Source organism: Microbacterium sp. (assembly GCF_035556355.1).
In the GTDB taxonomy this organism is placed as follows: Bacteria; Actinomycetota; Actinomycetes; order Actinomycetales; family Microbacteriaceae; genus Microbacterium.
Genome location: NZ_DATMFG010000042.1, coordinates 11,520 through 34,297 on the forward strand (window position 1 = coordinate 11,520; position 22,778 = coordinate 34,297).

Annotated in this window: 20 protein-coding genes and 1 riboswitch; of the genes, 11 read left to right on the top strand and 9 right to left on the bottom strand. The window is 71.1% G+C overall.

Annotation, left to right across the window (positions count from 1 at the left end; genetic code table 11):
* Positions 1-10 precede the first annotated feature (10 nt).
* The 3 genes from VNR19_RS11810 to VNR19_RS11820 all read right to left on the bottom strand — a co-directional run bounded on the left by VNR19_RS11810 (position 11) and on the right by VNR19_RS11820 (position 3,552).
* Positions 11-835, bottom strand: coding sequence for an ABC-2 transporter permease (locus tag VNR19_RS11810; protein WP_325726980.1), 825 nt, complete (start codon positions 833-835; stop codon positions 11-13).
* Entirely contained in the window at positions 832-2,859 is a 2,028-nt protein-coding gene (locus tag VNR19_RS11815) for an ATP-binding cassette domain-containing protein (RefSeq protein WP_325726982.1), read from the bottom strand. The genes VNR19_RS11810 and VNR19_RS11815 overlap by 4 nt, the downstream gene beginning before the upstream one ends.
* Before the next feature lie 117 nt (positions 2,860-2,976).
* Entirely contained in the window at positions 2,977-3,552 is a 576-nt protein-coding gene (locus VNR19_RS11820; protein WP_325726984.1) for a dihydrofolate reductase family protein, read from the bottom strand.
* A gap of 74 nt (positions 3,553-3,626) precedes the next feature.
* On the opposite strand from VNR19_RS11820, the gene VNR19_RS11825 reads away from it, so the two are divergent.
* From VNR19_RS11825 to VNR19_RS11845, 5 genes are read left to right on the top strand one after another with little or no spacing between them, the layout of a single operon-like run.
* Positions 3,627-4,193 carry a TetR/AcrR family transcriptional regulator gene (locus tag VNR19_RS11825; protein WP_325726986.1) on the top strand — a complete coding sequence of 189 codons (567 nt, stop codon included), beginning with the start codon at positions 3,627-3,629 and terminating at the stop codon, positions 4,191-4,193.
* A gap of 58 nt (positions 4,194-4,251) precedes the next feature.
* The gene (locus VNR19_RS11830) at positions 4,252-5,430 is read left to right on the top strand and encodes an enoyl-CoA hydratase/isomerase family protein (protein ID WP_325726988.1); all 1,179 of its coding nucleotides are present in this window, start codon (positions 4,252-4,254) and stop codon (positions 5,428-5,430) included.
* 3 nt (positions 5,431-5,433) lie between these two features.
* Positions 5,434-6,861, top strand: coding sequence for an LssY C-terminal domain-containing protein (locus tag VNR19_RS11835; protein WP_325726990.1), 1,428 nt, complete (start codon positions 5,434-5,436; stop codon positions 6,859-6,861).
* 9 nt (positions 6,862-6,870) lie between these two features.
* Positions 6,871-7,797: a DnaJ domain-containing protein gene (locus tag VNR19_RS11840; RefSeq protein WP_325726992.1), complete on the top strand. Its 927-nt coding sequence runs from the start codon at positions 6,871-6,873 to the stop codon at positions 7,795-7,797.
* Between the two features lie 21 nt (positions 7,798-7,818).
* Positions 7,819-9,402, top strand: a complete 1,584-nt coding sequence (locus VNR19_RS11845; protein ID WP_325726994.1) for an SLC13 family permease — start codon at positions 7,819-7,821, stop codon at positions 9,400-9,402.
* Positions 9,403-9,478: 76 nt separating this feature from the next.
* On the opposite strand, the gene VNR19_RS11850 is transcribed toward VNR19_RS11845, so the two are convergent.
* Positions 9,479-11,455: a D-alanyl-D-alanine carboxypeptidase family protein gene (locus VNR19_RS11850; RefSeq protein ID WP_325726996.1), complete on the bottom strand. Its 1,977-nt coding sequence runs from the start codon at positions 11,453-11,455 to the stop codon at positions 9,479-9,481.
* A gap of 35 nt (positions 11,456-11,490) precedes the next feature.
* A riboswitch (TPP riboswitch) is annotated at positions 11,491-11,599 on the top strand.
* Here VNR19_RS11850 and VNR19_RS11855 point away from each other — a divergent pair.
* The 3 genes from VNR19_RS11855 (at position 11,592) to VNR19_RS11865 (ending at position 14,603) form a co-directional block, all read left to right on the top strand.
* Positions 11,592-12,233 carry an ECF transporter S component gene (locus VNR19_RS11855; RefSeq protein ID WP_325031910.1) on the top strand — a complete coding sequence of 214 codons (642 nt, stop codon included), beginning with the start codon at positions 11,592-11,594 and terminating at the stop codon, positions 12,231-12,233. (Overlaps the previous riboswitch by 8 nt.)
* Complete coding sequence (locus VNR19_RS11860) at positions 12,230-13,711, top strand: ABC transporter ATP-binding protein (protein ID WP_325726998.1); 1,482 nt, start codon at positions 12,230-12,232, stop codon at positions 13,709-13,711. Before VNR19_RS11855 ends, VNR19_RS11860 begins: the two co-directional genes overlap by 4 nt.
* 106 nt (positions 13,712-13,817) lie before the next feature.
* Entirely contained in the window at positions 13,818-14,603 is a 786-nt protein-coding gene (locus VNR19_RS11865) for an energy-coupling factor transporter transmembrane component T family protein (protein WP_325727000.1), read from the top strand.
* Between the two features lie 30 nt (positions 14,604-14,633).
* Here the strand turns inward: VNR19_RS11865 and VNR19_RS11870 are convergent, their stop codons facing one another.
* The 3 genes from VNR19_RS11870 to VNR19_RS11880 form a co-directional block, all read right to left on the bottom strand.
* Complete coding sequence (locus VNR19_RS11870; protein WP_325727002.1) at positions 14,634-15,152, bottom strand: SRPBCC domain-containing protein; 519 nt, start codon at positions 15,150-15,152, stop codon at positions 14,634-14,636.
* A complete protein-coding gene (locus VNR19_RS11875) occupies positions 15,149-15,874 on the bottom strand; it encodes an aminoglycoside 3'-phosphotransferase (protein WP_325727004.1) in 726 nt (241 codons plus the stop codon). Before VNR19_RS11875 ends, VNR19_RS11870 begins: the two co-directional genes overlap by 4 nt.
* Positions 15,875-15,979: 105 nt before the next feature.
* Entirely contained in the window at positions 15,980-16,381 is a 402-nt protein-coding gene (locus VNR19_RS11880; protein WP_325727006.1) for a DUF488 domain-containing protein, read from the bottom strand.
* A 134-nt stretch (positions 16,382-16,515) separates the two neighbouring features.
* Between VNR19_RS11880 and VNR19_RS11885 the strand changes: the two genes are divergently transcribed.
* Both VNR19_RS11885 and VNR19_RS11890 read left to right on the top strand, forming a co-directional pair.
* Entirely contained in the window at positions 16,516-17,370 is an 855-nt protein-coding gene (locus VNR19_RS11885; protein ID WP_325727008.1) for an enoyl-CoA hydratase/isomerase family protein, read from the top strand.
* Positions 17,367-18,221, top strand: a complete 855-nt coding sequence (locus VNR19_RS11890; RefSeq protein ID WP_325727010.1) for an SDR family oxidoreductase — start codon at positions 17,367-17,369, stop codon at positions 18,219-18,221. Before VNR19_RS11885 ends, VNR19_RS11890 begins: the two co-directional genes overlap by 4 nt.
* Positions 18,222-18,335: 114 nt before the next feature.
* On the opposite strand, the gene VNR19_RS11895 is transcribed toward VNR19_RS11890, so the two are convergent.
* Positions 18,336-18,566, bottom strand: coding sequence for a helix-turn-helix domain-containing protein (locus VNR19_RS11895; protein ID WP_325727012.1), 231 nt, complete (start codon positions 18,564-18,566; stop codon positions 18,336-18,338).
* On the bottom strand, positions 18,563-19,303 hold the full coding sequence (locus tag VNR19_RS11900; protein ID WP_325727014.1) for a hypothetical protein: 741 nt from the start codon (positions 19,301-19,303) through the stop codon (positions 18,563-18,565). The genes VNR19_RS11895 and VNR19_RS11900 overlap by 4 nt, the downstream gene beginning before the upstream one ends.
* Before the next feature lie 303 nt (positions 19,304-19,606).
* On the opposite strand from VNR19_RS11900, the gene VNR19_RS11905 reads away from it, so the two are divergent.
* On the top strand, positions 19,607-22,132 hold the full coding sequence (locus tag VNR19_RS11905; protein ID WP_325727016.1) for an ATP-dependent Clp protease ATP-binding subunit: 2,526 nt from the start codon (positions 19,607-19,609) through the stop codon (positions 22,130-22,132).
* The last annotated feature ends 646 nt before the right edge of the window (positions 22,133-22,778 follow it).

Sequence of the window (22,778 nt, forward strand, 5' to 3'; positions counted from 1 at the left end):
TCGGTGGCCCCTACGAGACGTCCCGCCGCCAACTCGTGATGTAGCCGAGCACGAGCGCCACGACCGCGTACGCGAGGAGCACGAGCCCGCCGGCCCACCACTCGAGCGGGTCGCCTGTTCCCCCGCCGGGTCCGGCCGAGAGGGTGAAGATGCTCGCTCCGACGAGCGCGTCGCTCGCGGCACCGGGCAGGTAGCGCACGATCGGCTCGATCTGCTCGACGAACGCCGCCGCGGCACGTGCGACGGGTTCGAGGAACTGCGTGAACACGAGCACGCCCACGACCGCGCCGACCTGATTGCGCACGAGCGCGCCGACGCCGATGCCGATCACGACCCACAGCACGTACGCGATGAGCATGCGCCCGAGCAGGGCCCACGTGTCGGCGGACGAGAAGTCGGTGTCGAGGCCGTAGCCGACGAGGAACGCCGCCGCCGGGCCGACCGACGCGATCACGCCGATCACGCCGAAGAGCGCACCGACGACGATGCCGACGACGACCTTCGCCCACAGCACCGTGCCGCGTCGGGGCGTCGCGAGGAACGTCGGGGTGAGCGTCTTGTGGCGGAACTCCGTCGTCACCATGAGCGTGCCGATCAGCAGCGGGAACACGTACCCGACCGCCGTGCCCACGCTGTAGAGCAGCGGGCTGATCCGGTCCGCCGGCAACGACGGCCCGTCGCCGCCGATGGCGCCTGTGGTCGACGCCGCGAGGGCGAAGGCGAGCACCGCGGCGGTGAACCCGACGTACGCCACGAGGACGATCGCGAGGATCCACCACATCGACGTCGAGAACTGCTTCGTGAACTCGGAGCGGCTCGCGGCGACCACGCTCATCGAGGCTCACCTCCTTCGTGCTCGTCCCGGCTGTCTTGGGATTCGGCGGACTCTCCCTCTCCGCCGCCCGTGTCGTCGGGAGGACTGTCGCCGCTCTCCGGTGCTTCTCCCGCGCCCTCATCCGGCTCGGAACCCTCGTCGAACGCCGCGAAGAACCGATCGGCTTCGAGGTCCGCCTCGGTCTTGACGTACTCGCCCCACGGGCGCTGCTCTTCGCCTTCGACCTCGGGGGATGAGTCGGATGCCTCGCCGGCCCCCGCCTCGTCTTCGCTCGGCTCCGGCTCCGAGAGCTCTTGGTCGATCGCGCCGATCGCCTCGACGTCGGCGTCCGCGTCCTCGGGGAGGTCGGTGTCGTCGGTGCCGCCCGCGGGCATCGCGAACACGCGCTCCTCGTGCGGGTTCGAGAGTTCGTCATCGATCTCGCCGAGGGCCTCGACGTCGACGTCGGCGTCCTCGGCGGGAGTCTCGTCGGTCGAATCGGCCGAGGAGTCCGCCGGCGGCGGGACGATGTCGATGACCCCTGTGCTCGCGACCGCGAACGACGCGGTGATCGGTCCGGACGGCTCGGCCGGCGGGGCGTCGGCGGTCGGCTGGTTCTCGCCCTGCGGGGGCTCGGATTCGGCGGTCGTCGCCTCGGATGCCGCGGCCTCGCCGGTCGCAGCCTCGGCCTCATCGCCACTGGGCGCCTCGGCCGCCGCATCCGTCGTCTCTTGTGGAGCTTCAGTCGCGGCGGGCTCGTACGACTTCGGCTCGTCGTCACGGTAAGCGGCCGCCGCCGCGGCGATCGCGCTGGAGACGAACGCCGCCTGCGGCGTTCCGCCCGTCTCGGTGTCGAACGTCGCCGAGAGCGTCGAAGTCTCGGCGGCCTCGGCGTCAGCCGCCGCGGCTTCGTCCTCGGGTTCGAGTTCGTCGGGTTCGGTGTGGGCGACGGGTGCGGCGACCGCGGGCTCTGCGCCGGCCGGCCCGACGGGCACCGGCTCGGGCGCGGCCGCGTCGGCCTCGGCGCCTTCGGGTGCGGTGGTCTCGGGTGACGCCGTCTCGTCGGCGGGGGTCTCGGTCGCGGCCGCGGATGGTGCTGCATCCGTCTCACGTGCTCCGACGCCCGTCGCGCCCGCCGCGCTCGGGTGCACCCGCACGCCGTTCACGAGGTCGAGGAAGACCTCCTCGAGGGCGGGGCCGCGCTGTTGGAGTGCCGACAGCGCGACGCCGGCGGCGGCCGCGACCGCACCGACTCGCGCCGGTTCGATGCCGCGGATCGTGACACCGGAGCGCAGGATCTCGTACGGCACGTCGGCCGCCGTGAGAGCGGCGAGGAGCGCGGGGCGGTCGGGGGAGTCGACGACCGTGGCGTGCTCGGTCGGCTCCGCGAGGTCTTCGAGGGGTCCTTGGAACACGAGCCGGCCCTGCGAGATGATCAGCAGCGAGTCGACCGTCTGCTGCACCTCGGCGAGCAGGTGCGACGAGACGAGCACCGTGCGGCCCTCGCGCGCGAGCTGGCGCAGGAGCACGCGCATCCACTTGATGCCCTCTGGGTCGAGCCCGTTCGTGGGCTCATCGAGCACGAGCACGCCCGGGTCTCCGAGCAGCGCGTAGGCGAGGCCGAGGCGCTGGCGCATGCCGAGCGAGTAGCCGCCGACCTTGCGGCCCGCGGCATCCGCGAGCCCTACGAGACCGAGCACCTCGTCGACGCGTGACGTCGGCAACGACGCCGCCTGCGCGTACGCCTTGAGGTGCGCCGCGCCCGAACGGCCGGGGTGGAAGCTCGATGCCTCGAGCACGGCGCCCACGGTCTGAAGCGGGTGTTTGAGCTTCGCGTACGGCTGTCCGCCGATCGTCGCGGTGCCGGCGGTCGGGCGCACGAGCCCGAGCAGCACACGCAGGGTGGTGGTCTTGCCGGCGCCGTTGGGACCGAGGAACCCGGTCACCAAGCCGGGTTCGACGTGAGCCGTGAAGTCCGAAACCGCGGTCACCGCTCCGAACCGCTTGGTCAAGCCCGAGAATTCCAGCGCAAGTCCTTCGGGCATTCGCCACCCTCTCACCTAGTGTGCTGTCCCCCTTATCTTGTCGGAAAGTCGGGTCCGGCGAAGGGAAATCTCCCCAGGGAGCGGGGCGGCGGGCGTATACGGCGGATGCCGCATCCGTCAGCCCTTCGATTCGCGCACGTACTCCTCGACCACGACCCCCGAATCGAACGATCGCGCCTGGGCCAAGGCGAACCGCCGGGGTTCGTACGGTGCACCGCCGAACAGCGGAATGCCCGAGCCGAACGTCAAGGGGTTCCGCTTCAGCACGAGGCGGTCGATCTCGGGGAGCAGGGCGCCCGCGAGCTGTCCGCCGCCCGCGAGCCAGATGTCGAGTCCATCCTGCTGCTTCAGGTCTCGGACCGTGGCGAGTGGGTCGTCGGTGAGCGTGATCGCCGGGTCGTGTTTGCGGTCGCGCCGGCTCGCGACGATCTGACGCAGGTGCGGGTACGGGCTCGCGATGCCGACGTCGAGCGCGGGGATGAGCGTGTTCCAGCCCATGATCACGGTGTCGAACCGCGTGCCGGGCGGGGTCGTTCCCAATGCGGCGTGGGCGTGGGCGGGAAGGGCATCCGCGTACTCGCCGACCACCACCGCGGCGTGATCGCCCTCGAAGAGGAAGGCGTCGTAACCGCCGTCCGGATCGGCGATGTACCCGTCGAGGGTGACGGCGACGTAATAGACGAGTTCTCGCATTCCCACAGCTCCAATCACGACATGTGTCGTAGTCATCGTACGACAACTGTCGTGGTTTGGCTAACATGAACCCCATGGCCCGCAACGACGAACGACGTTCCGCCCTCGCCGACGCGGGTATCCGTGTGCTCGCCGAAGAGGGGGCCCGAGGGCTCACGCACCGTGCCGTCGATGCGGCAGCGGGTGCTCCCCGGGGCACCGCATCGAACTACTTCCCGACCCGCGACGACCTCATCGCGGCGCTCGTCGGCCGCATCGCGGAGCGGCTCACGCCCGATCCAGCCGTCCTCGCCCCACTCGCGGACCGGACGCCCGACCGTGCGCTGTTCGCCGATTACGTGCGCGACATCGTGCGGCGGCTCACCGCCGACCCGCAGGTCACCCTCGCGCTCTTCGAGCTGCGGCTCGAGGCATCTCGCCGCCCTTCGGTCGCGCAGACACTCGGCGCGTGGCGGCAGCGCTCGTTCGAGGACGACGTCGCCTTCAACGCGCAAGCCGGACTGCCCGGCGGCCGCACCGAGATCGCCCTGTTCCACTATGCGCTCGACGGACTCATGCTCGATCACCTCACGGTGCCGATCGACACCGGTCTGTCGGTCGACGCGGTCGTGGAGGAGCTCGTGGAGCGGTTCCTCCGGTGACCGAGCGTCGGGGAGCATCCCCGAACCGGTCCGCCGACCCCGGTAGCCTTTCCCCGTGATGACCGAGGGTGCAGCATCCGTCGATTCCCCCGTGCTCGTGCGGGCCGCGGGCGGGCTCGGGCGGTTGACGCTCAACCGGCCGCGCGCGATCAACGCGCTCGATCTCGGGATGATCCGGGAGCTGACCGCCGCGCTCGACGCATGGGAGAACGACCCCGACGTGCAGGCCGTGCTCCTCGACGGCGAAGGCGAACGCGGGTTCTGCGCCGGCGGCGACGTGCGCACCCTCCACGAGCAGATCGTCGGCGGCGACCCCGAGGCGACGGGAGGGTTCTTCCGCTCGGAGTATGCGCTCAACGCCCGCATCGCCGAGTATCCGAAGCCCGTCATCGCGCTGGCCGACGGCATCACGATGGGCGGCGGCATCGGGCTGGCGGGGCACGCGCGCGTGCGCGTCGTGACGGAGCGGTCGAAGCTCGCCATGCCCGAGACGCGCATCGGGTTCACGCCCGACGTCGGCGGCACGTGGCTGCTGAGCCGTGCCCCGGGACGGGTGGGCGAGTACCTCGGACTCACGGGGGCGACGATGGGCGCAGCGGATGCCGTGTACGCCGGGTTCGCAGACGTCATCGTGCCGTCGGAGCGGTTGGGGGAGCTGAGGGAGGCGCTCGTGCTTCGACAGGCTCGGCAACCGGGGGCGGCGGCTCAGCGACCGGGTGATGCCGGGGAGCCGAGCGGAGACGACGTCGTCGAGCGACTCGAGCGGTTCCTGAGCCAGTCGAAGGGCGGAGTCGTGGGTCGTTCCTCGCTCGAAGCGTCGCGGGAGTGGATCGACGACGCGTTCTCAGCCGACACCGTCGCCGAGATCGTCGAGCGCCTTCGCGCCCTCGCGACCTCCTCCCGGACGCTGAGCGAGCGCGGGCGAGATGAAGCGCGCGCCACCGCCGACACCCTCGCGGAGCTCTCGCCCACCGCGCTCGCGGTCACGCTCGCGGCGGTGCGCCGGGCGCGCGAGCTCCCGTCGCTGCGCGATGCGCTCGCGCAGGAGTACGGTCTCGTGATGTGGTTCGCCACGACCCAGCCCGACCTCGTCGAGGGCATCCGAGCGCAGCTCATCGACAAGGACCGCGATCCGCACTGGCAGCCGGCGACGATCGCGGAGCTGCGACCGGATGCCGCGGCATCCGCCCTCGCGTATCAGCCGACCATTCCCCTGTGGGGCGCACCGCCCGTCTGAGCGATGAGCAAGACGACCTCGACCGAGAAGCAGACCGCGCAGCGGCCTCGGCGGTGGTCGCGCGGAATCGCGGTCGACTGGTTCTTCTTCGTCTTCGCCGGTGCCGCGGCGATCTGGCTCGCGTATCTGAGCCTGACCGAGACGTTCGCGCTCGGGTGGTGGGGGATCCTCGCGGGGATCGTGTTCTGGGCGCTGCTCGCGTACCTCGTGCTGCCGCGGCTGCATCGCATCCTCACGACGATCTACGTGCCGGACTACTTCATCGGTCGCACGCGCACGAGCGACGGGCTGCTCGGCGACCCCGTCAACCTCGCATTCATGGGCACGGAGGAGCAGATCCACCGGGCCATGAGGGCCGCGGGCTGGACGAAGGCCGATCCCGTCACGCTCCGCTCGTCGTGGCGCATCGTGGTCTCGACGCTCACGCGCCGCAGCTACGACGAGGCTCCCGTGAGCCCGCTGTTCCTGTTCGGGCGGCAGCAGGATTTCGCGTACCAGCAGGAGGTCGACGGCAGCCCCGGCAAACGACACCACGTGCGATTCTGGCGCTGCCCCGACGACTGGCTCCTGCCCGGCGGACGCCGCGTGGACTGGCTCGCGGCCGGCACGTTCGACACAGCCGTCGGCCTGTCGCTGTTCACACTGCAGATCACGCATCGCATCGACGACGACATCGACGTCGAGCGCGACCACATCGTGCGGACCCTGCTCGAGGCGGATCCGAGCATCCGGGTCGACGTGATCGAGGACTTCTCCACCGGCTATCACGCGCGCAACGGCGGCGGTGACACGATCCACACCGACGGGGACCTGCCCATCGTCGACGTGAGCGGGGGCGCCTCGCACGCGTCGCACGAGAGGCATCGGCACTACGACCCCACGGCCACTCCCGTCGCCGAACCCGGCAAGCGACCGGCGTTCGAGCCGGCGGAGCGGCTGCTGCAGCGCCCCACGTTCGACCCCGAGATGCCGCGACCCAAGTCGATCGTCGCGGGTGCGTGTCTCGTCTTCTTCCGTGTGATCGCGGGCCTCGTGATCCTCGGCGAGATCGCCCTCAACTGGTCGGAGCTCACCGAACCGCCCGACGCGCAGGTGACGGGCCTGCCGGCGGGCGTGGACGCCGTACTCGGCTCGCTGGTGTTCTTCACGGTCGTCATGGTCATCGTCGCGCTCCTCGACGCGGTGCTCGGCGCGCTGATCCTGCACGGGGTGAACTGGGCTCGCGTCACCGTCATGGTGATCAGCACGATCTCGATCACGAGCGCGTTCATCGGGTGGTGGGCGGATGCGCAGGAGATCACCATCTCGACGACCTTCCTGCCGCTCGGGCTCGACATCCTCCTGCTGCTCGCATTGTCGAGCCGCAGCGCGGCGGCGTACTCGCGGCGGAACGAAGGCACGTCCCGATCCCGGCGGCCTCGGGCGCGTTAGCCTTTACCGGTGTTCGACAGTCCGCTCTCGGCGTCGGCGTACGAGGTGCTCGGGGTCGATCCGGCCGTCGACGAGGAGTCGCTGCGCCGTGCGTACCGCCTGCGTCTGAGGCAGACCCACCCCGACACGGGCGGCGACGCCGCCGTGTTCGTGCAGGTGCAGCGCGCGTGGGAGCTCGTCGGCACGCCCGCCGCGCGCGCCGCCTACGACCGCGGCCACGGGTTCGGCGTCAAGCCCGCACCCGAGTGGTCGGGCTTCCGCCCGCCGCAGCGCACGCAGACGCGCGACACCCGCCCCCGCGCACGGTCGTTCGGCCACCCCGGCGGCTGGCGCCGCGAGCGCTACCTCGACCTCATCCGCGAGTGGGCGGGCCGCGGGGTCACGCTCGACGACCCGTACGACCCCGCGCTCGTGCGGTCGGCGCCGCACCACCTCAAGCGCCTCCTCGCCGACGCTCTCGCCGAGGAGGCGACGGCGCGCATCGTGGCAGACCTCGGCATGGGGTATACCGTGTGGCACGACGTCGTCGCCGACGAGCGCGACCCCGACGCGAAGCTCGACCACATCGTCCTCGGCCCGAGCGGACTGTACGGCGTGCTGTCGGAGGACTTCGGCGGACCCGTGCGACTGCGTCGCGGTGAGCTCGTCGGCGAAGGCGTCAGCGGATCGCCGATCGCCGACCTCGTGCGCAGCATGCGCGCGGTGGCCCGCGCCGCTCGGGTTCGGTTCGGCGGCGCGATCGTGGTGCTCCCCGATGAGGACCTCGATCAGGCGATCACCGAGATCGGCAGGGTGAAGGGCGTGCCGGTCGCGGTCGTCTCACGCAGCGCGCTCGCGACGGTGCTGCGGCGCGGGATCACGGGCGCGCGCGAGGTCGGCGGCAACGAGGTCTTCGACGTGCGCACTCGCCTGCAGCAGACCGTGCGCTTCGCCTGACCCCGCCCTAGGCTCGCGAAGGTGGATCCCATCATCGCGGTCTTCGTCATCCTCGCGGTGGCGATCGTCGCGTTCGTGTCGGGGAGGATTCCGATCGGGCTCGTCGCGGTGGGCGTCGCGGTGGGCTTGTGGGCGACCGGCGTCCTCACGCTGCCCGAGGCGCTCGCGGGGTTCGGCGACCCGATGGTCGTCTTCATCGCGACGCTGTTCGTCGTGAGCGAAGCGCTCGACGCGACGGGCGTCACCGTGTGGATCGCACAGCGCGTCGTCGGTCGCGCGGGCACCGATCGTCGTCGGCTCACGGCCGTGATCGGTGCGATCGTCGCGCTGCTGACCGCGTTCATCAGCATCAACGGAGCCGTGGCTGCTCTTATCCCCGTGGTGGTGGTCGTCGCGCTGCGCGCGGGCATCGTGCCGTCTCGCCTGCTGATCCCGCTCGCGTTCATGGCGAGCGCGGGATCCCTCCTGACCCTGACCGGAACGCCGGTCAACATCATCGTGTCCGACCTCGCCGCTCAGGCCGGGGGCCGCCCGTTCGGGTTCTTCGAGTTCGCGCTGGCCGGGCTCCCGGTGCTCGTGTGCACGATCGCCATCGTGGCGCTCGGCGGGCATCGACTGCTGCCGGAGCGCGATCCCGAACACCTGAGCGGCGTCACCGACGCAGGTGCGAAGGCGCGCCTGCTCCGCGAGAGCTACGCCGTCGACCTCGACACGCACGCACTGTTCAGTGCCCAGGAGGGCGTGATCGAGGTGCTCATCGCGCCGCGGTCGTCGCTCATCGGCCGTGAGATCTACCCCGGCATGACCACGCGCGAAGAGGACCTCGTGATCCTCGCGGTGAGGCGCGGCGGAAAGGCGCCGGATGCCGCATCCGACCCCAACCGCACCACGACGCTCGAGGCCGGAGACGCCGTGCTCGTGCAGGGGCCGTGGGCGGCGCTCGAGCGCTACGCGCGCTCGCCCGACATCATCGCCGTGACCCCTCCGCAGACCCTGCAGCGCGCGGTGCCGCTCGGCCAGGGCGCGAAGCGCGCGCTCGTGATCCTCGCGCTCATGGTCGCACTGCTCGCGACGGGTCTCGTGCCGCCCGCGGTCGCGGGGCTGCTCGCGGTGGGTGCCCTCGTGCTGACGCGCGTGCTCTCGGTGCCGCAGGTCTATCGCGCGGTGTCGTGGACGACGATCGTGCTCATCGCGGGCATGATCCCGCTGTCGAACGCCTTCGTCTCCACCGGTGCGGCGGGGGTCATCGCCGACGCCGTGCTCACGATGACCGGCGGCGCATCGCCGATCCTCGCGCTCCTCGTGCTCTGCGTCGTGACGATCATCCTCGGACAGTTCATCTCGAACGTCGCGACCGTGCTCGTCGTCGCGCCGATCGCGGTGTCGATCGCCCAGACGACGGACGTGAGCGTGCAGCCGTTCATGATGGCGCTCACGGTGGCGGGTGCGGCCGCATTCCTGACCCCCATCGCGACGCCGGTCAACCTCATGGTCATGCAACCCGGCGGTTACCGGTTCGGCGACTACTGGCGGCTGGGCCTGCCGCTCGCGATCGTGTTCCTCGCATTCGCGGTGCTCTACGTGCCGCTCGTGTGGCCGTTCTGATCGGCACTCCCGGTCGCTGAGCGAGCCGCGCGCTCGCACCCCGGTCGCTGAGCGAGCCGCGGGCGAGACGAAGCGCTCAGCCGCTGAGCCCGAACAGCTCCAGCGGATGCGTGAGGCGCCACCACGCGCTCGGCCCCTCGATCTCCTCGGCGAGCTCGAGCTCGACCTCGGTCGAGTTGAGCGGTCCCTCGACCGAGAGGGTGCCGACCGTGTCGCCCTTCTCCCGGGAGTCGCCGAGCGAGAACGTCGAGCTCACGGATGCGACGCCGCCGTTCCACAGGATGACGCCCGCGTCGGCCGTCGTGACGATGTCGACCTGCTCGCCCCACTTGGTCTGGACGATCCCCGCGGTGGTGCCGGCGTTCACGGACGGACGCGGTTGGAGCTCCTGCTCGAGCTGCGCGTAGAGCGCGCGGGACGCTTCGAGCCGCGTCGCGTCGTCGGGCTGACCCAGCACCGACGCCGTGACGCGCACGGTCGTGTCGCCGATCGTGAGGTTCTTCGCCGACAGGAGGTTCCAGGTGTCGAGCGTGCCGGTCTTGATCCCGATGACTCCCGGATCCGCGAGAAGCCCGTTCGTGTTCTCGACCAGGCCCGCGCCGGGCAGCTCGACCGAAGGCTTCGCGACGATCTCGGCGATCACGGGGTTCGCGAGGGCTTTGTCGGCGAGGACGAGCAGCGACTCCGGCGTCGCGGTGTTGCCCGGGTCCATGCCCGTCGGCTCGACGACCGTGATGCCCTCGACGCCGTGTGCCGTGAGCCACCTCATCGCCGCGTTCGCGAACACCGCGTCCGACGGCCACAGGTTGCCCGCAAGACGGTCGGCGTAGTTGTTGGCGGAGCCGATGAGCATGCCCTCGAGGAGCTGGTACTGGGTGAGCGTGCCGCCCACGGGCACGTCCAGCGCGGACTCGCCGTTCCAGCGGTAGTTCCAGTACTGATTGCGGTCGCCCCATCCGAACCGGAACTCCGGGCCCTGCTCGCCGGGGGCGAGAGGCATCTCCTCGAGCACGACGAGCGCCGTGACCACCTTCGTGATGCTCGCCATGGGCACGGCATCCGCGCTCGATGCCGCCGATCCGACGCCGCGCACCGAGACCGCGGCGCTGCCGACCGCCGGCCACGGCATCGCGGTGGCCGCCGCGGGCGCGGAGTCGACCTGGATGCTCTCGACCGTCGGCGCGACCGCGTGCAGCGGCCACAGGAGCGTCGTCGCGGCGTACGCGCCGAGGACCGCGGCGGTCACGCCCGCGGGCACGAGCACGCCGGGGCGGAACGGCGATCGGCGCGGCGGGTTCGCGAGCAGGTCGTTCTCGACCGGCACGTACGGGCTGGTCGCCGTCGCGAGGTCGGGGCCGACGCGTCCGCCGAGGGCGACGGTCGTCTCGTCCACCCACGCGAGCGCGATGCGCTTGCGGTCGGCCGGCTCCTCGTCGTGCTCCGCCGGAGGAGTCTGTGTCGCCCTGACCGCGGCGGGCTCCGGCTCGGCCGCGGGCGGCATCGTGAGGGTCGGCTCGGCAGAGGGGATGGACTCGACCGGTGCGGTGGGCGAGACGGGCGCCGCCGACGCGGTGAACGCGAAGACGGGCTCAGGCGCGCTCGTGCGCGAGTAGTGGGGGCGGGGCGCGGCCGCGGCCTTCGGGCGCTCCTCGGCGTCGTCGAGCCCGAACAGCTCCTCCAGCCCCAGCGGGCCCGAATCGGTGCCGACCGGTGACGGGGCGCCGAAGACGGACTCCGCGGATGCCCCGACCGGCGGCGCCGACCTCGGTGGCGCGACGAAGGGCTCGTCGCGCGTCGCCGGCGCGGAGACGGGAGCCGACGGGGCGGGTGGCGTCGCTGCGGCGCGATCGGCGTCGGATGCCGGGTGCGCGGGGGTCGCGGCATCCGGAACGCTGTCGATCAGACCCTCGCCGGAACCGGCCGGAGCGCCGTCGACGACCGGCTCTTTCGGCGCCTTGTCGGGACCCTCCGGACCCTTCGCCGAGCCGGACGCCTCCATGCGGGCGGCGCGCAGGGCGCGGCGCGAGGGGGGAGGGTTGTCGGCGAGGGTCACCCGATTAAGGTACCCGCTAAGCGGGCTATACTCGTCGCGTCAACCACGGGAGTCCGGTGTGCCGGGCTGAGAGGAAGCGAAAACGCTTCGACCGTCGAACCTGATCTGGGTCATGCCAGCGCAGGGAGGAGTAACGATGCACACGTCTACGTCAACGTCCGCGTCGCACGTCGCCCACCGTTTCCGGTGGCGCGTCGTCGACATCGTCGTCGCCAGCGTCATCGGCGTCGCAGCAGGAGTGCTGTTCTGGCTGTGGGGCCTCGCGTGGCCCGGCCTCGACAGCGTGCTCTCGTTCACGCCGGGGCTGTCGGGTCTACTCGCCGGCGGCTGGCTGTTCGCCGGGGTGCTGGGCGGCCTCATCATCCGCAAGCCGGGTGCGGCGCTCTATACGGAGGTCGTCGCCGCCGTCGTCTCGATGGCGCTCGGCACGCAATGGGCCTTCCTCACGTTCGTGTGGGGCCTCGTGCAGGGCGCGGCGGCCGAGCTCGGGTTCGCGATCCTGCTGTACGCCAACTGGCGGCTGCTCGGGGCGCTCACGTCGGGCGCGCTCGCCGGCATCGCCGTGGGCCTTCTCGACACGACGTTCACATCGATCGCGGCGCTGTCGTTCGAGGCCCGGGCCGTGTACTTCGTGTCGGCGGTCGTCTCGGGCATCGTCATCGCGGGCCTGCTGTCGTGGGTCATCGCGAAGGCGCTTGCTGCGACTGGAGCGCTCGATCGCTTCGCCGCCGGCCGGGAGGCGAGGGCGCGCGAGGCAGAGCCCTCCGACGCTGCGTGACCGGCGCCCACGTCGTCGCTCGCGGCTGGGGCTGGCGCCACGCCGGACGGCGGCGCTGGGCCGTCGCCGATCTCGACCTCGACATCGCCCCCGGAGAGCGGGTGCTGCTGCTCGGCGCGAGCGGCTCGGGCAAGAGCACGCTCCTGCGGGGACTGGCGGGCGTTCTCGGCGACGCCGAGGACGGCGAGGTGGCGGGTGAGCTCACGGTCGACGGAGTGCCGCCGGCGCACGCGCGCGGCCGGGCCGGGCTCGTGCTGCAGGACCCCGATGCGCAGGTCATCCTCGCGCGAGTGGGCGACGATGTCGCGTTCGGATGCGAGAACCTCGGCGTCCCGCCGGATGAGATCTGGCATCGCGTCGATGACGCGCTCGATGCCGTCGGGCTCGACGTCGGGCGGGGTCGCTCGACGTCGCAGCTCTCGGGCGGGCAGAAGCAGCGCCTCGCGCTCGCCGGTGTGCTCGCGATGCGGCCCGGCCTCGTGCTCCTCGACGAGCCGACGGCGAATCTCGACCCCGAAGGCACCGTCGAGGTGCGCGATGCGGTGCTCGCGGTCGCGGAGCGCACGGGCGCCACACTCGTCGTCGTCGAGCACCGCGTGGAGCTGTGGGCCGAGCACGTCGACCGCGTGGTGGTGCTCGCCGAACCCGGGAGCGGCCCGGCGGTGCTCGCCGACGGGACGCCGGCGCAGGTCTTCCGGTCGCACGAGCGAGAGCTGACGGATGCCGGGGTCTGGGTGCCCGGAGTGCCGCCGGCGTTCGCGCGGCGACCGCTCGCGGCGGCTCCCGGCGAGACGCTGCTCACGGCGGACGGGCTGGCGGTCGGCCGCAGGCCGTTCGGCGCGAAGGAGGCGCGGATCGCGGCATCCGGCATCTCGCTCTCGGTCGATGCCGGACGCGCCCTCGCGATCACAGGACCCAACGGAGCAGGCAAGTCCACGCTCGCGGCGACGCTCGCGGGCCTCCTGCCGCCGATCGACGGCGAAGTGCGCGCGACCGATGCGCTGCGCGCCGGCGCGCGCGGCGCGGGGCCGCACGCGTGGCGCTCGCGTGAGCTGCTCACGCGAATCGGGACCGTGTTCCAGGACCCGGAGCACCAGCTGCTCACGACCCGCGTGCGCGACGAGCTCGAGGTGGGGCCCCGCGCGCTGGGGCTCAGCGAGGCCGAGACCGCCGCCCGCGTGGAGCCCCTGCTCGAACGCCTGCGGCTGACGCGCCTCGCGGCGGTCAACCCCTTCACGCTGTCGGGCGGTGAGAAGCGCCGCCTCACGGTCGCCGCCGCGCTCGCGACCAGGCCCCGCGTGCTCGTGCTCGACGAGCCGACGTACGGGCAGGACGCACGCACGTGGCGTGAGCTCGCCGCGCTCATCGACGAAGTGCGCGCCGAGGGCACCGCCGTCGTGTTCGTGTCGCACGACCGCGCGCTCGTCGACGCGCTCGCCGACGTCGAGCTCGCCCTCGGGGCGGAGGTGGCGCCGTGAGTGTCGTGGTCGCCGGGTTCGGGGCGACTTTCCGGCTTCGGGGCGTGCGAAATGCGCCCCGAAGCCGGAAATCCGCCCCGAACCGCCGCGGGAGGGAGGTGGCGCCGTGAGCCTGATCGCGGCCGACCTGCGCCACTCGAGGCTCGCGAACGTGAACCCGGTCGCGAAGCTCGCCGCCGCGCTCATCATGTCGGTGACCCTCCTCATGTCGATCGACCCGGTCTCGGCCGGCGTCACGCTCGCGGCGACCCTCGTCCTGCTGCCGTTCGCGGGCCTCACCGCGCGACAGCTGTGGCTGCGGCTGTGGCCGATCGTCGTCGGGGCGGGCATCGCCACGATCGCGACCGTCCTCTACGGACGGCCGTCGGGGACGATGCACTTCGAGTGGGGGATCCTGCGCATCAGCGACGGGTCGATCGACCTCGCCTTCTCGATCTTCCTCCGTGTGCTCGCGATCGCGGTGCCGAGCGTCGTCCTGTTCGCGACGACCGACCCGACCGACCTCGCCGACGGGCTCGCGCAGATCCTGAAGCTCCCGGCGCGCTTCGTCATCGGCGCGCTCGCGGGGCTGCGGCTCGTGGGGCTGCTCATCGAGGACTGGCGGGAGCTCTCGCTCGCGCGACGGGCGAGAGGGGTCGCGGATGCCGGACGCCTCCGGCGCCTGGCGGGTCAGTCGTTCGCGCTGCTCGTCCTCGCGATCCGGCGCGGCACGAAGCTCGCGACCGCGATGGAGGCGCGCGGCTTCGGTGGGCGCGGACCCCGCACGTGGGCGCGGCCCTCGCGCCTGCGGTGGCGCGACGCGGGGATCGTCGCGATCGCGATCGGGATCGCCGTGGCATCCGTCATCGCCGCAATCGCCGCCGGCACGTGGCGGTTCATCCTCGGGCTCTGACGGCCGGGGGCGGTGCCCGCGCGCCGCAGGTCAGCCCGCCGCGACGAGCTTCTCGTAATACGGCTGAAGCGCGGGGAAGTAGTCCTCGAACGCGATCGCCGCGACGTCGCGCTTCTCGAACGCGGCGACGAGTCGGTCGAGGTAGTACTCCCACCCGGGGCCGATCGTGCTGATGTCGTCCTCCGGCGCGAGCCGCTGCCCGAACATGAGCGTGGTACCGGGCTCGCCCTCGCCCGAATCGTCGAGTTCGAGCCACAGATACCACCCGCCCGTGTCGCCCGAGGTCTCGACGATGAGGCGTCGCGGCGGCTCGCACACGTGGATGACAGTGCGGGAGGGCGCTGCATCAGGTCGCTCCGCGGTCATGAAGAAGTCGACCGCACCCGCCGTCGGGTCGCCCTCCCAGCGACCGATCCAGCGCTCCAGACGACCGGAGTCCGTGCACATCGCCCACACCTGCGCGATCGGCGCGGCGAACGTGCGCGTGAGAACGAGGTTCGGCTTGCCGTCGATCGCGGTGACCGTCCCGCGTGGCCCAGAGGTCGTCATGTCGCGTTCCAGAGCTCCTTGTAATAGCGGAGGCGCTCGCGATCCGGCGCTATGCCGTACGCGGCGAGGAGCGTCTCCTCCCACCCGGGCCCATAGTTCCACCCGGTGCTCATCGCCGCCACTGCGATGTCTGCCCAGCGGTCCGCGACGCCGAGCGCGCCGAGGTCGACGTGCGCCGTCCATCGCCCGTCGTCGCCGATGAGCGTGTTGGGGCAGCACGCATCGCCGTGGCACACGACCAAGCGGTCGACGGGCGGCGCCTCGCGAAGCTCGTCGGGAACACGGATGCAGCGCCCCGCCGTGTTCTCGATGCGCGAGGCTACTCCCCAATCGAACGGGCACTCCTCGACCGGCAGCGCGTCGTGCAGAGCGCGCAGCCCTTCGCCGACCGCCCGCACGGCCGTCTCGGGCTCCGCGATCCAGCGCGGATCGACCGCCGACAAGCCAGGCATCGCCTCCGTCACGAGCCACTCGTTCTCGTCGTCTCCGCCCAGTTCGAGCACGCGCGGCACGGGCGTGAAGGAGACCGCCCACGCGAGGCGCTCCGCCTCGCCGGCGAACGATGTCTCGGCGTTGAGCGGCCCGAGCTTGATGAAGCGGCCGTCGTCCGTGCGGAACGCCAGCCCGCCGTAGTCGTTGATCCACACCGGCACGACCGCGGCGCCGCGCGCGAGCTCGGTCACCTTCTCGGGCACCGAGAGCGAGTCATCCGGGATCGACATGGGTCCATCGTCGCCCACCGGGCGCGTCCTTCACCCGGATCGGACGCCTGCCGCGCGTCCTTCACCCGGATCAGGACATCAGGCGCACACAGGAGGTCTTCGCGCCTATCGTCCTGTCTCCGCCGGATGTCCTGACCCGGGCGGGGCTGAGGGCGGGGCGTGCTCGAGCAGCTCACGCAGCAGCATGGCGTGGTTCCGCTCGGGGTCGTTCACGCTGTAGAGCAGGGTCGTGACCGGATGCTGCGCCACCTCGCCGCGCAGCCGGGCGAGCGCCTCGGCGGTGGGCCCCGCCAGCTCGGCGCGGTAGGCGTCCACGAACGCGTCCCACGTCATGCCCTCGTGGTGGTACCGCTTGCGCAACTCCGTCGACGGCGCGACGTCCTTCGCCCACAGGTCGACGGCGGCACGCTGCTTCGAGACACCGCGCGGCCACAGCCGATCGACGAGCACCCGGAAGCCGTCGTCGGGCGACGCTTCGTCGTAGATGCGCTTGAGTCGGAGGTCCATGGGGTTCAGTCTGGTGCGAGAGGCCTCCGGGCGCGAGGGGGAGGACCACCGGCGAGCGTGGCACCGAGTTCCGCGTAGGGTGGGATGCGATGTCGCGCCGAGGCGGCGCCGGAGTCGAGTTCGAAGGAGAGCACATGGACACCGCGGGTTCAGCCGCCGCATCCGGCCCGTCCGATCCGGTTCTGCTGCGCGTCGACGACGGGCTCGCGCGCATCACGCTCAACCGCCCCGAGCGGCTCAACGCGTTCGACCCCGACCTCGCGCACGCGTGGGCCGAGGTCACCACCGAGGCGACGTCGCGCGACGACGTCGGCGCGATCATGCTCGAAGGTGCGGGCGGCTCGTTCTGCGCCGGGGGCGACGTGCAGGCGATGGCAGCCGGGGGTGTCGCGGGCGGGGCGGACATCAGCCGTCTCGCCGAGGTGATCAACCGCGGCATCCGCGCTCTCACCGAGTCGTCGGTGCCGGTCGTCGCGGCGGCGCACGGCACCACAGCGGGCGGCGGCCTCGGCATCCTCATGACGAGCGACTACGCGGTCGTGGGCGCCGACTCCCGCATCGGAAGCCTCTACGCGAACATCGGCCTCACCCCCGACCTCTCGGTGTCGGCGCAGCTCGCGCGAGCCGTGGGCGAGCGCCGGGCGCTGCAGCTCGTGCTGCAGGCGCGTCTGCTGAGCGCGACCGAGGCGCTCGAATGGGGCCTCGTGGCCGAAGTCGTCTCGGCCGAAGACCCCGGAGAGATCGCCGCACGCGTCAAGGCTCGCGCCGAAGAGGTCGCGCGGTTCTGGCTCGCCGGCGCCTACCGCGCGTACGGCGAGGCGAAGCGGCTCATCCGCTCGCAGCCGTCGCGCTCCTTCGCGGATCACCTCTCCGAGGAGGCGCGCACGATCGGCGCGATGTTCGACACCACCGACGCGCAGGCCCGCATCGCGGCGTTCGCCGCCGGTACGCGCCGCCCGTCCGCACCCGAGTCCCAGGAGAAGGCATGACCGACACGACCCCGACCGGCGCTCCGCTCGCCGGCAAGACGATCCTCATGTCGGGCGGCAGCCGCGGGATCGGCCTCGCGATCGCGCTGCGCGCCGCCCGCGACGGCGCCAACATCGCGATCCTCGCGAAGACCGACACACCGCACCCGAAGCTCGAGGGCACCGTGCACACCGCCGCCGAAGCGATCCGCGAAGCCGGCGGCGATGCGCTGCCGATCGTCGGCGACGTGCGCAACGACGACGACGTGACCGAAGCGGTGCTGCAGACGCAGGGCGAGTTCGGCGGCATCGACATCGTCGTCAACAACGCATCCGTGATCGACCTGTCGGGCTCGCTCGACCTGTCGACGAAGAAATACGACCTCATGCAGGACGTCAACGTCCGTGGAACCTTCATGCTCTCGCGCGCCGCGATCCCGATGCTCAAGGAGGCGGAGAACCCGCACATCCTGTCGCTGTCGCCGCCGCTGAACCTCTCGCCGAAGTGGCTCGGCGCCCACACGGGCTACACGCTCGCGAAGTACGGCATGACGATGGCGACCCTCGGGTTCGCAGCCGAGTTCGCCGCCGACGGCATCGCGGCGAACACCCTGTGGCCGCGCACGACGATCGCGACCGCCGCGGTCCAGTTCGCGCTCGGCGGCGACCGCATGATGAAGGTCAGCCGCACGCCCGAGATCTACGCGGATGCCGCGTACGAGGTGCTCACGAAGCCCTCACGCGAGTACACGGGACAGACCCTCATCGTCGAGGACGTGCTGAGCGCCGCCGGCGTGACGGACTTCTCTCGCTACGCCGCCGTTCCCGGCACGCCCGATGAGGCGCTGTTCCCGGACATCTTCCTCGACTGACGCTGCGCTGTCGCCGTTCTCCAGACGAGGTGATCCCGTCAAACGAGGGCGTTCGCGGGCAGATCGCCCTCAGACCGTGAGACGCCCTCGTCCGGGTCACCGGATGCCGCGCACTCAGTCGGCCCGCACGAGCAGGTCGCCCACCTCGCAGTCGAGTGCGCGGCAGATCGCCGAGAGCGTCGAGTAGCGAATGGCCCGCGCACGGTCGTTCTTGAGGATCGAGAGGTTCACCACCGAGACCCCCACGAGCTCGGAGAGGCGCGTGAGGGTCATGCCGCGCTCTTCGAGCAGCTCGTCGAGGCGGCAGTGGATCCCGGAGGGGCCCTCGTCGTCGGCGGGGGTCATACGAGGAGCTCCGTCTCACGCTGCATCCGCGTACCGATCTGGAACGCCGCCGCGACCAGCGCGAGACCGAGCGCCCACCCCACCGGCGCGAGGTCCAGCGCGAGGGCTCCGGCCAGCAGCCCCTCGTACGGCCCGTCGCCGCTGTCGCCGGCGGTGATCGTGCCGACCCCGAGGTACTCGACCACGGAGCTGCGCGCGAAGCTCGCGAACACCTGCGATCCGAGTCCGCCGACGAGGACTGCGATCGCTGCTATCCCCACGACGCTGGGCAGCGACCTCACGAACGGGCGTCCGCGCAGGAGCACGATCGCGAGCCACGCGACGGCGATGCTGATCGCGAGCGTCGCGAGCGCGGGGAGTGCGCCTTCGAGGTAGAGCAGCCAGCGGGTCGCGGTCGGCAGACCGATGAGCTCGAGCCATGCGGTCTCGTAGCCGCCGCCGGCGATCGCCTCCGACCTCTCGATGAACTCGGGTGCGGGCGAGTTCCCCAGCACGAACCCCGTGACGAGGGATGGATCGGCCGAGAACACGTGCACCGCGCTCGCGATGAGCAGGTAGACCGTCCCGGCTGTGATGAGCAGCGCGCCCGTCCCGACCAGTGCGACGACCCACTCCTCGACCTTCGAGAGCGACCCCGTCGCAGACCCGCGACGACTGCGCACCATGACGATCACCACGATGGTCGCGACGAGGACCGGGAGCCCGACCCACAGCGCGAGGAACTGCCACCCGAACATGCGCACTCCATATCGATAATCGTTGGTATCGAAAAACGATAAATCGACGGATGCCTCGTGTCAACCCTCCACCGCGTATGCCGCCGCAGCTCCCGCGCCGTCACCGGCGTAGGAGATGGTGCGAGGGAAGGACGGGTTCCCGGCATCCGCTCCCGCATCCGAACCATCTCCTACCTCCGACTCGGGGCAGGAGGGCCGCGCTATGCCCACGGCGAACAGCGGCGTGCGGCATCCGTGCTCTGGCTACCCTCGAATACAAGGCCAGAGGAGTCGACCGACCCCTGCGCCCTCGGAGGAAAGACGATGTTCGAGAGATTCACGGATCGTGCCCGTCGCGTGGTTGTGCTCGCCCAGGAAGAGGCGAAGATGCTCAACCACAATTACATCGGCACGGAGCACATCCTGCTCGGTCTCATCCACGAGGGCGAAGGCGTCGCCGCGAAGGCGCTCGAGTCCCTCGGCATCTCGCTCGACGCCGTGCGCGAGCAGGTGCAGGACATCATCGGGCAGGGTCAGCAGCAGCCGACCGGTCACATCCCGTTCACCCCGCGCGCCAAGAAGGTGCTCGAGCTCTCACTGCGCGAGGCGCTCCAGCTCGGCCACAACTACATCGGCACGGAGCACATCCTGCTCGGCCTCATCCGCGAGGGTGAGGGCGTCGCGGCCCAGGTGCTCGTCAAGCTCGGCGCAGACCTGAACAAGGTGCGCCAGCAGGTCATCCAGCTGCTCAGCGGCTACCAGGGCAAGGAGCCCGCGGCCGTCTCGGGCGCTGCCCACGACAACCCCTCGCAAGCCCAGGGAGGCTCGCAGGTGCTCGACCAGTTCGGCCGCAACCTCACGCAGGCCGCACGCGAGAACAAGCTCGACCCGGTCATCGGGCGCGAGAAGGAGATCGAGCGCGTCATGCAGATCCTGTCGCGCCGGTCGAAGAACAACCCCGTCCTCATCGGTGAGCCCGGCGTCGGCAAGACCGCCGTCGTCGAGGGCCTCGCCCAGGCGATCGTCAAGGGCGATGTGCCCGAGACGCTGAAGGACAAGCAGCTGTACTCCCTCGACCTCGGCTCGCTCATCGCCGGGTCCCGCTACCGCGGTGACTTCGAGGAACGCCTGAAGAAGGTCACGAAGGAGATCCGCACGCGCGGCGACATCATCGTCTTCATCGACGAGATCCACACCCTCGTGGGTGCGGGCGCCGCCGAGGGCGCGATCGACGCCGCCTCGATCCTCAAGCCGCTGCTCGCACGCGGCGAGCTGCAGACGATCGGCGCCACGACGCTCGACGAGTACCGCAAGCACTTCGAGAAGGACGCCGCTCTCGAGCGCCGCTTCCAGCCGATCCAGGTCGCGGAGCCGTCGCTCCCGCACGCGATCAACATCCTGAAGGGCCTGCGCGACCGCTACGAGGCGCACCACAAGGTGCAGATCACCGACGGTGCGATCGTCGCGGCGGCGAACCTCGCCGACCGCTACATCTCCGACCGGTTCCTGCCCGACAAGGCGATCGACCTGATCGATGAGGCCGGCGCGCGTCTGCGCCTGTCGATCCTGTCGAGCCCGCCCGAGCTGCGGGAGTTCGACGAGCGCATCGCGAAGGTGCGCGAGCAGAAGGAGCAGGCCTCCGAGGAGCAGGACTTCGAGAAGGCAGCCGCGCTCCGCGACGAGGAGAAGTCGCTGCTCGCCGAGCGCCTGCGCCTCGAGAAGCAGTGGCGCTCGGGTGACGTCACGTCGCACGCCGTCGTCGACGAGGGGCTGATCGCGGAGGTGCTCGCCCAGGCGACCGGCATCCCGGTGTTCAAGCTCACCGAGGAGGAGAGCTCGCGCCTCGTGTTCATGGAGAAGGCGCTGCACCAGCGCGTCATCGGCCAGGACGAAGCGATCGCCGCCCTGTCGAAGACGATCCGCCGCCAGCGTGCGGGTCTGAAGGACCCGAAGCGCCCCTCGGGCTCGTTCATCTTCGCCGGCCCCACGGGTGTCGGAAAGACCGAGCTCGCCAAGGCGCTCGCGGAGTTCCTCTTCGACGACGAGGCCGCACTCATCTCGCTCGACATGTCGGAGTTCGGTGAGAAGCACACCGTGTCGCGTCTGTTCGGCGCCCCTCCCGGGTTCGTCGGCTTCGAAGAGGGCGGTCAGCTGACCGAGAAGGTCCGCCGCAAGCCGTTCTCGGTCGTGCTGTTCGACGAGATCGAGAAGGCCCACCCCGACATCTTCAACTCGCTCCTGCAGATCCTCGAAGAGGGGCGTCTGACCGACGGTCAGGGGCGCGTGGTCGACTTCAAGAACACCGTGATCATAATGACCACCAACCTGGGTGCACGCGACATCGCGGGCGGCCCGGTCGGGTTCCAGGTGGAGGGTGACAACTCCACGAGCTACGACCGCATGAAGGGCAAGGTCAACGAGGAGCTCAAGCGCCACTTCAAGCCCGAGTTCCTCAACCGCGTCGACGACATCATCGTCTTCCCGCAGCTGACCAAGCCCGAGCTCATCCAGATCGTGGACCTCTTCACGAAGCGCCTCGGCGAGCGCCTGCTCGACCGCGACATGACGCTCGAGCTGTCGATGCCCGCGAAGGAGAAGCTCATCGAGATCGGGTTCGACCCCGCCCTCGGCGCCCGGCCGCTGCGTCGTGCGATGCAGCGCGAGGTCGAGGACCGTCTGTCTGAGAAGATCCTCCACGGCGAGCTCAACCCGGGCGACCACGTGAAGGTCGACGTGCAGGACGGCGAGTTCGTCTTCGAGAGCGGCCCGCGCGGCGAGAAGGTCGCCGTCGGCGCCGGTGCCCGCGGCGAGATCGCGGCGACGCCTGACATCGCGGCGTCGGCCGGCTGAGCTGACTGAGGAGAGCGGGGGCGGATGCTGCGGCATCCGCCCCCGCTCTGTTGTCGACGCAGTGCTGCCGCTGCCGTACCGCTGCGCTGCCGTGCCGCTGCGCTGCCGTGCCGTGCGCGCAACTCCGGAGATGCGGGCGTACGGGCGGTCGAACTGGGGCTTCCAGTTCGGAAGGCGCGAGTTTCTCCGGAGTTCGGCACGGGAGCCGTGTTGGAGGGCGGCGGCAGGGCCGGCGGCGCGGCGTGAGGGCGGAGCGGCTGCGGCCGGCGGGGACGGCCCAGCCGGGACCGAGGTGGGAGGCGCGGCGTGAAAGCGCCGGGCGCGATCGGCCTCAGGCGGCGCTGACCAGCCCGTTCGGGACAGTTCGGCCCGGCGGTTTCACGCCGCGGCATCGGCATACGACCGTGCGCCCTGGACCAGATGGTCAAAGTGGGGTCATGTCGCGCCACAGCGGAGGGGCGTAGCCTCAAGCCGACCCAGCCGATACCGGACGGCTGGGTTCCGGCGGTCAAGTCTCGTCTGGTGGTGTAACTGCGGTTGTTCCTGATGGGTGGGTCAGGCGGTGAGCAGGAGCTCGGGGCGGGGCTGCTCGGTGTGGTCGTGGAGGGTGTGGACGAGCTTGCGCATGGAGATGTCGGAGAAGTAG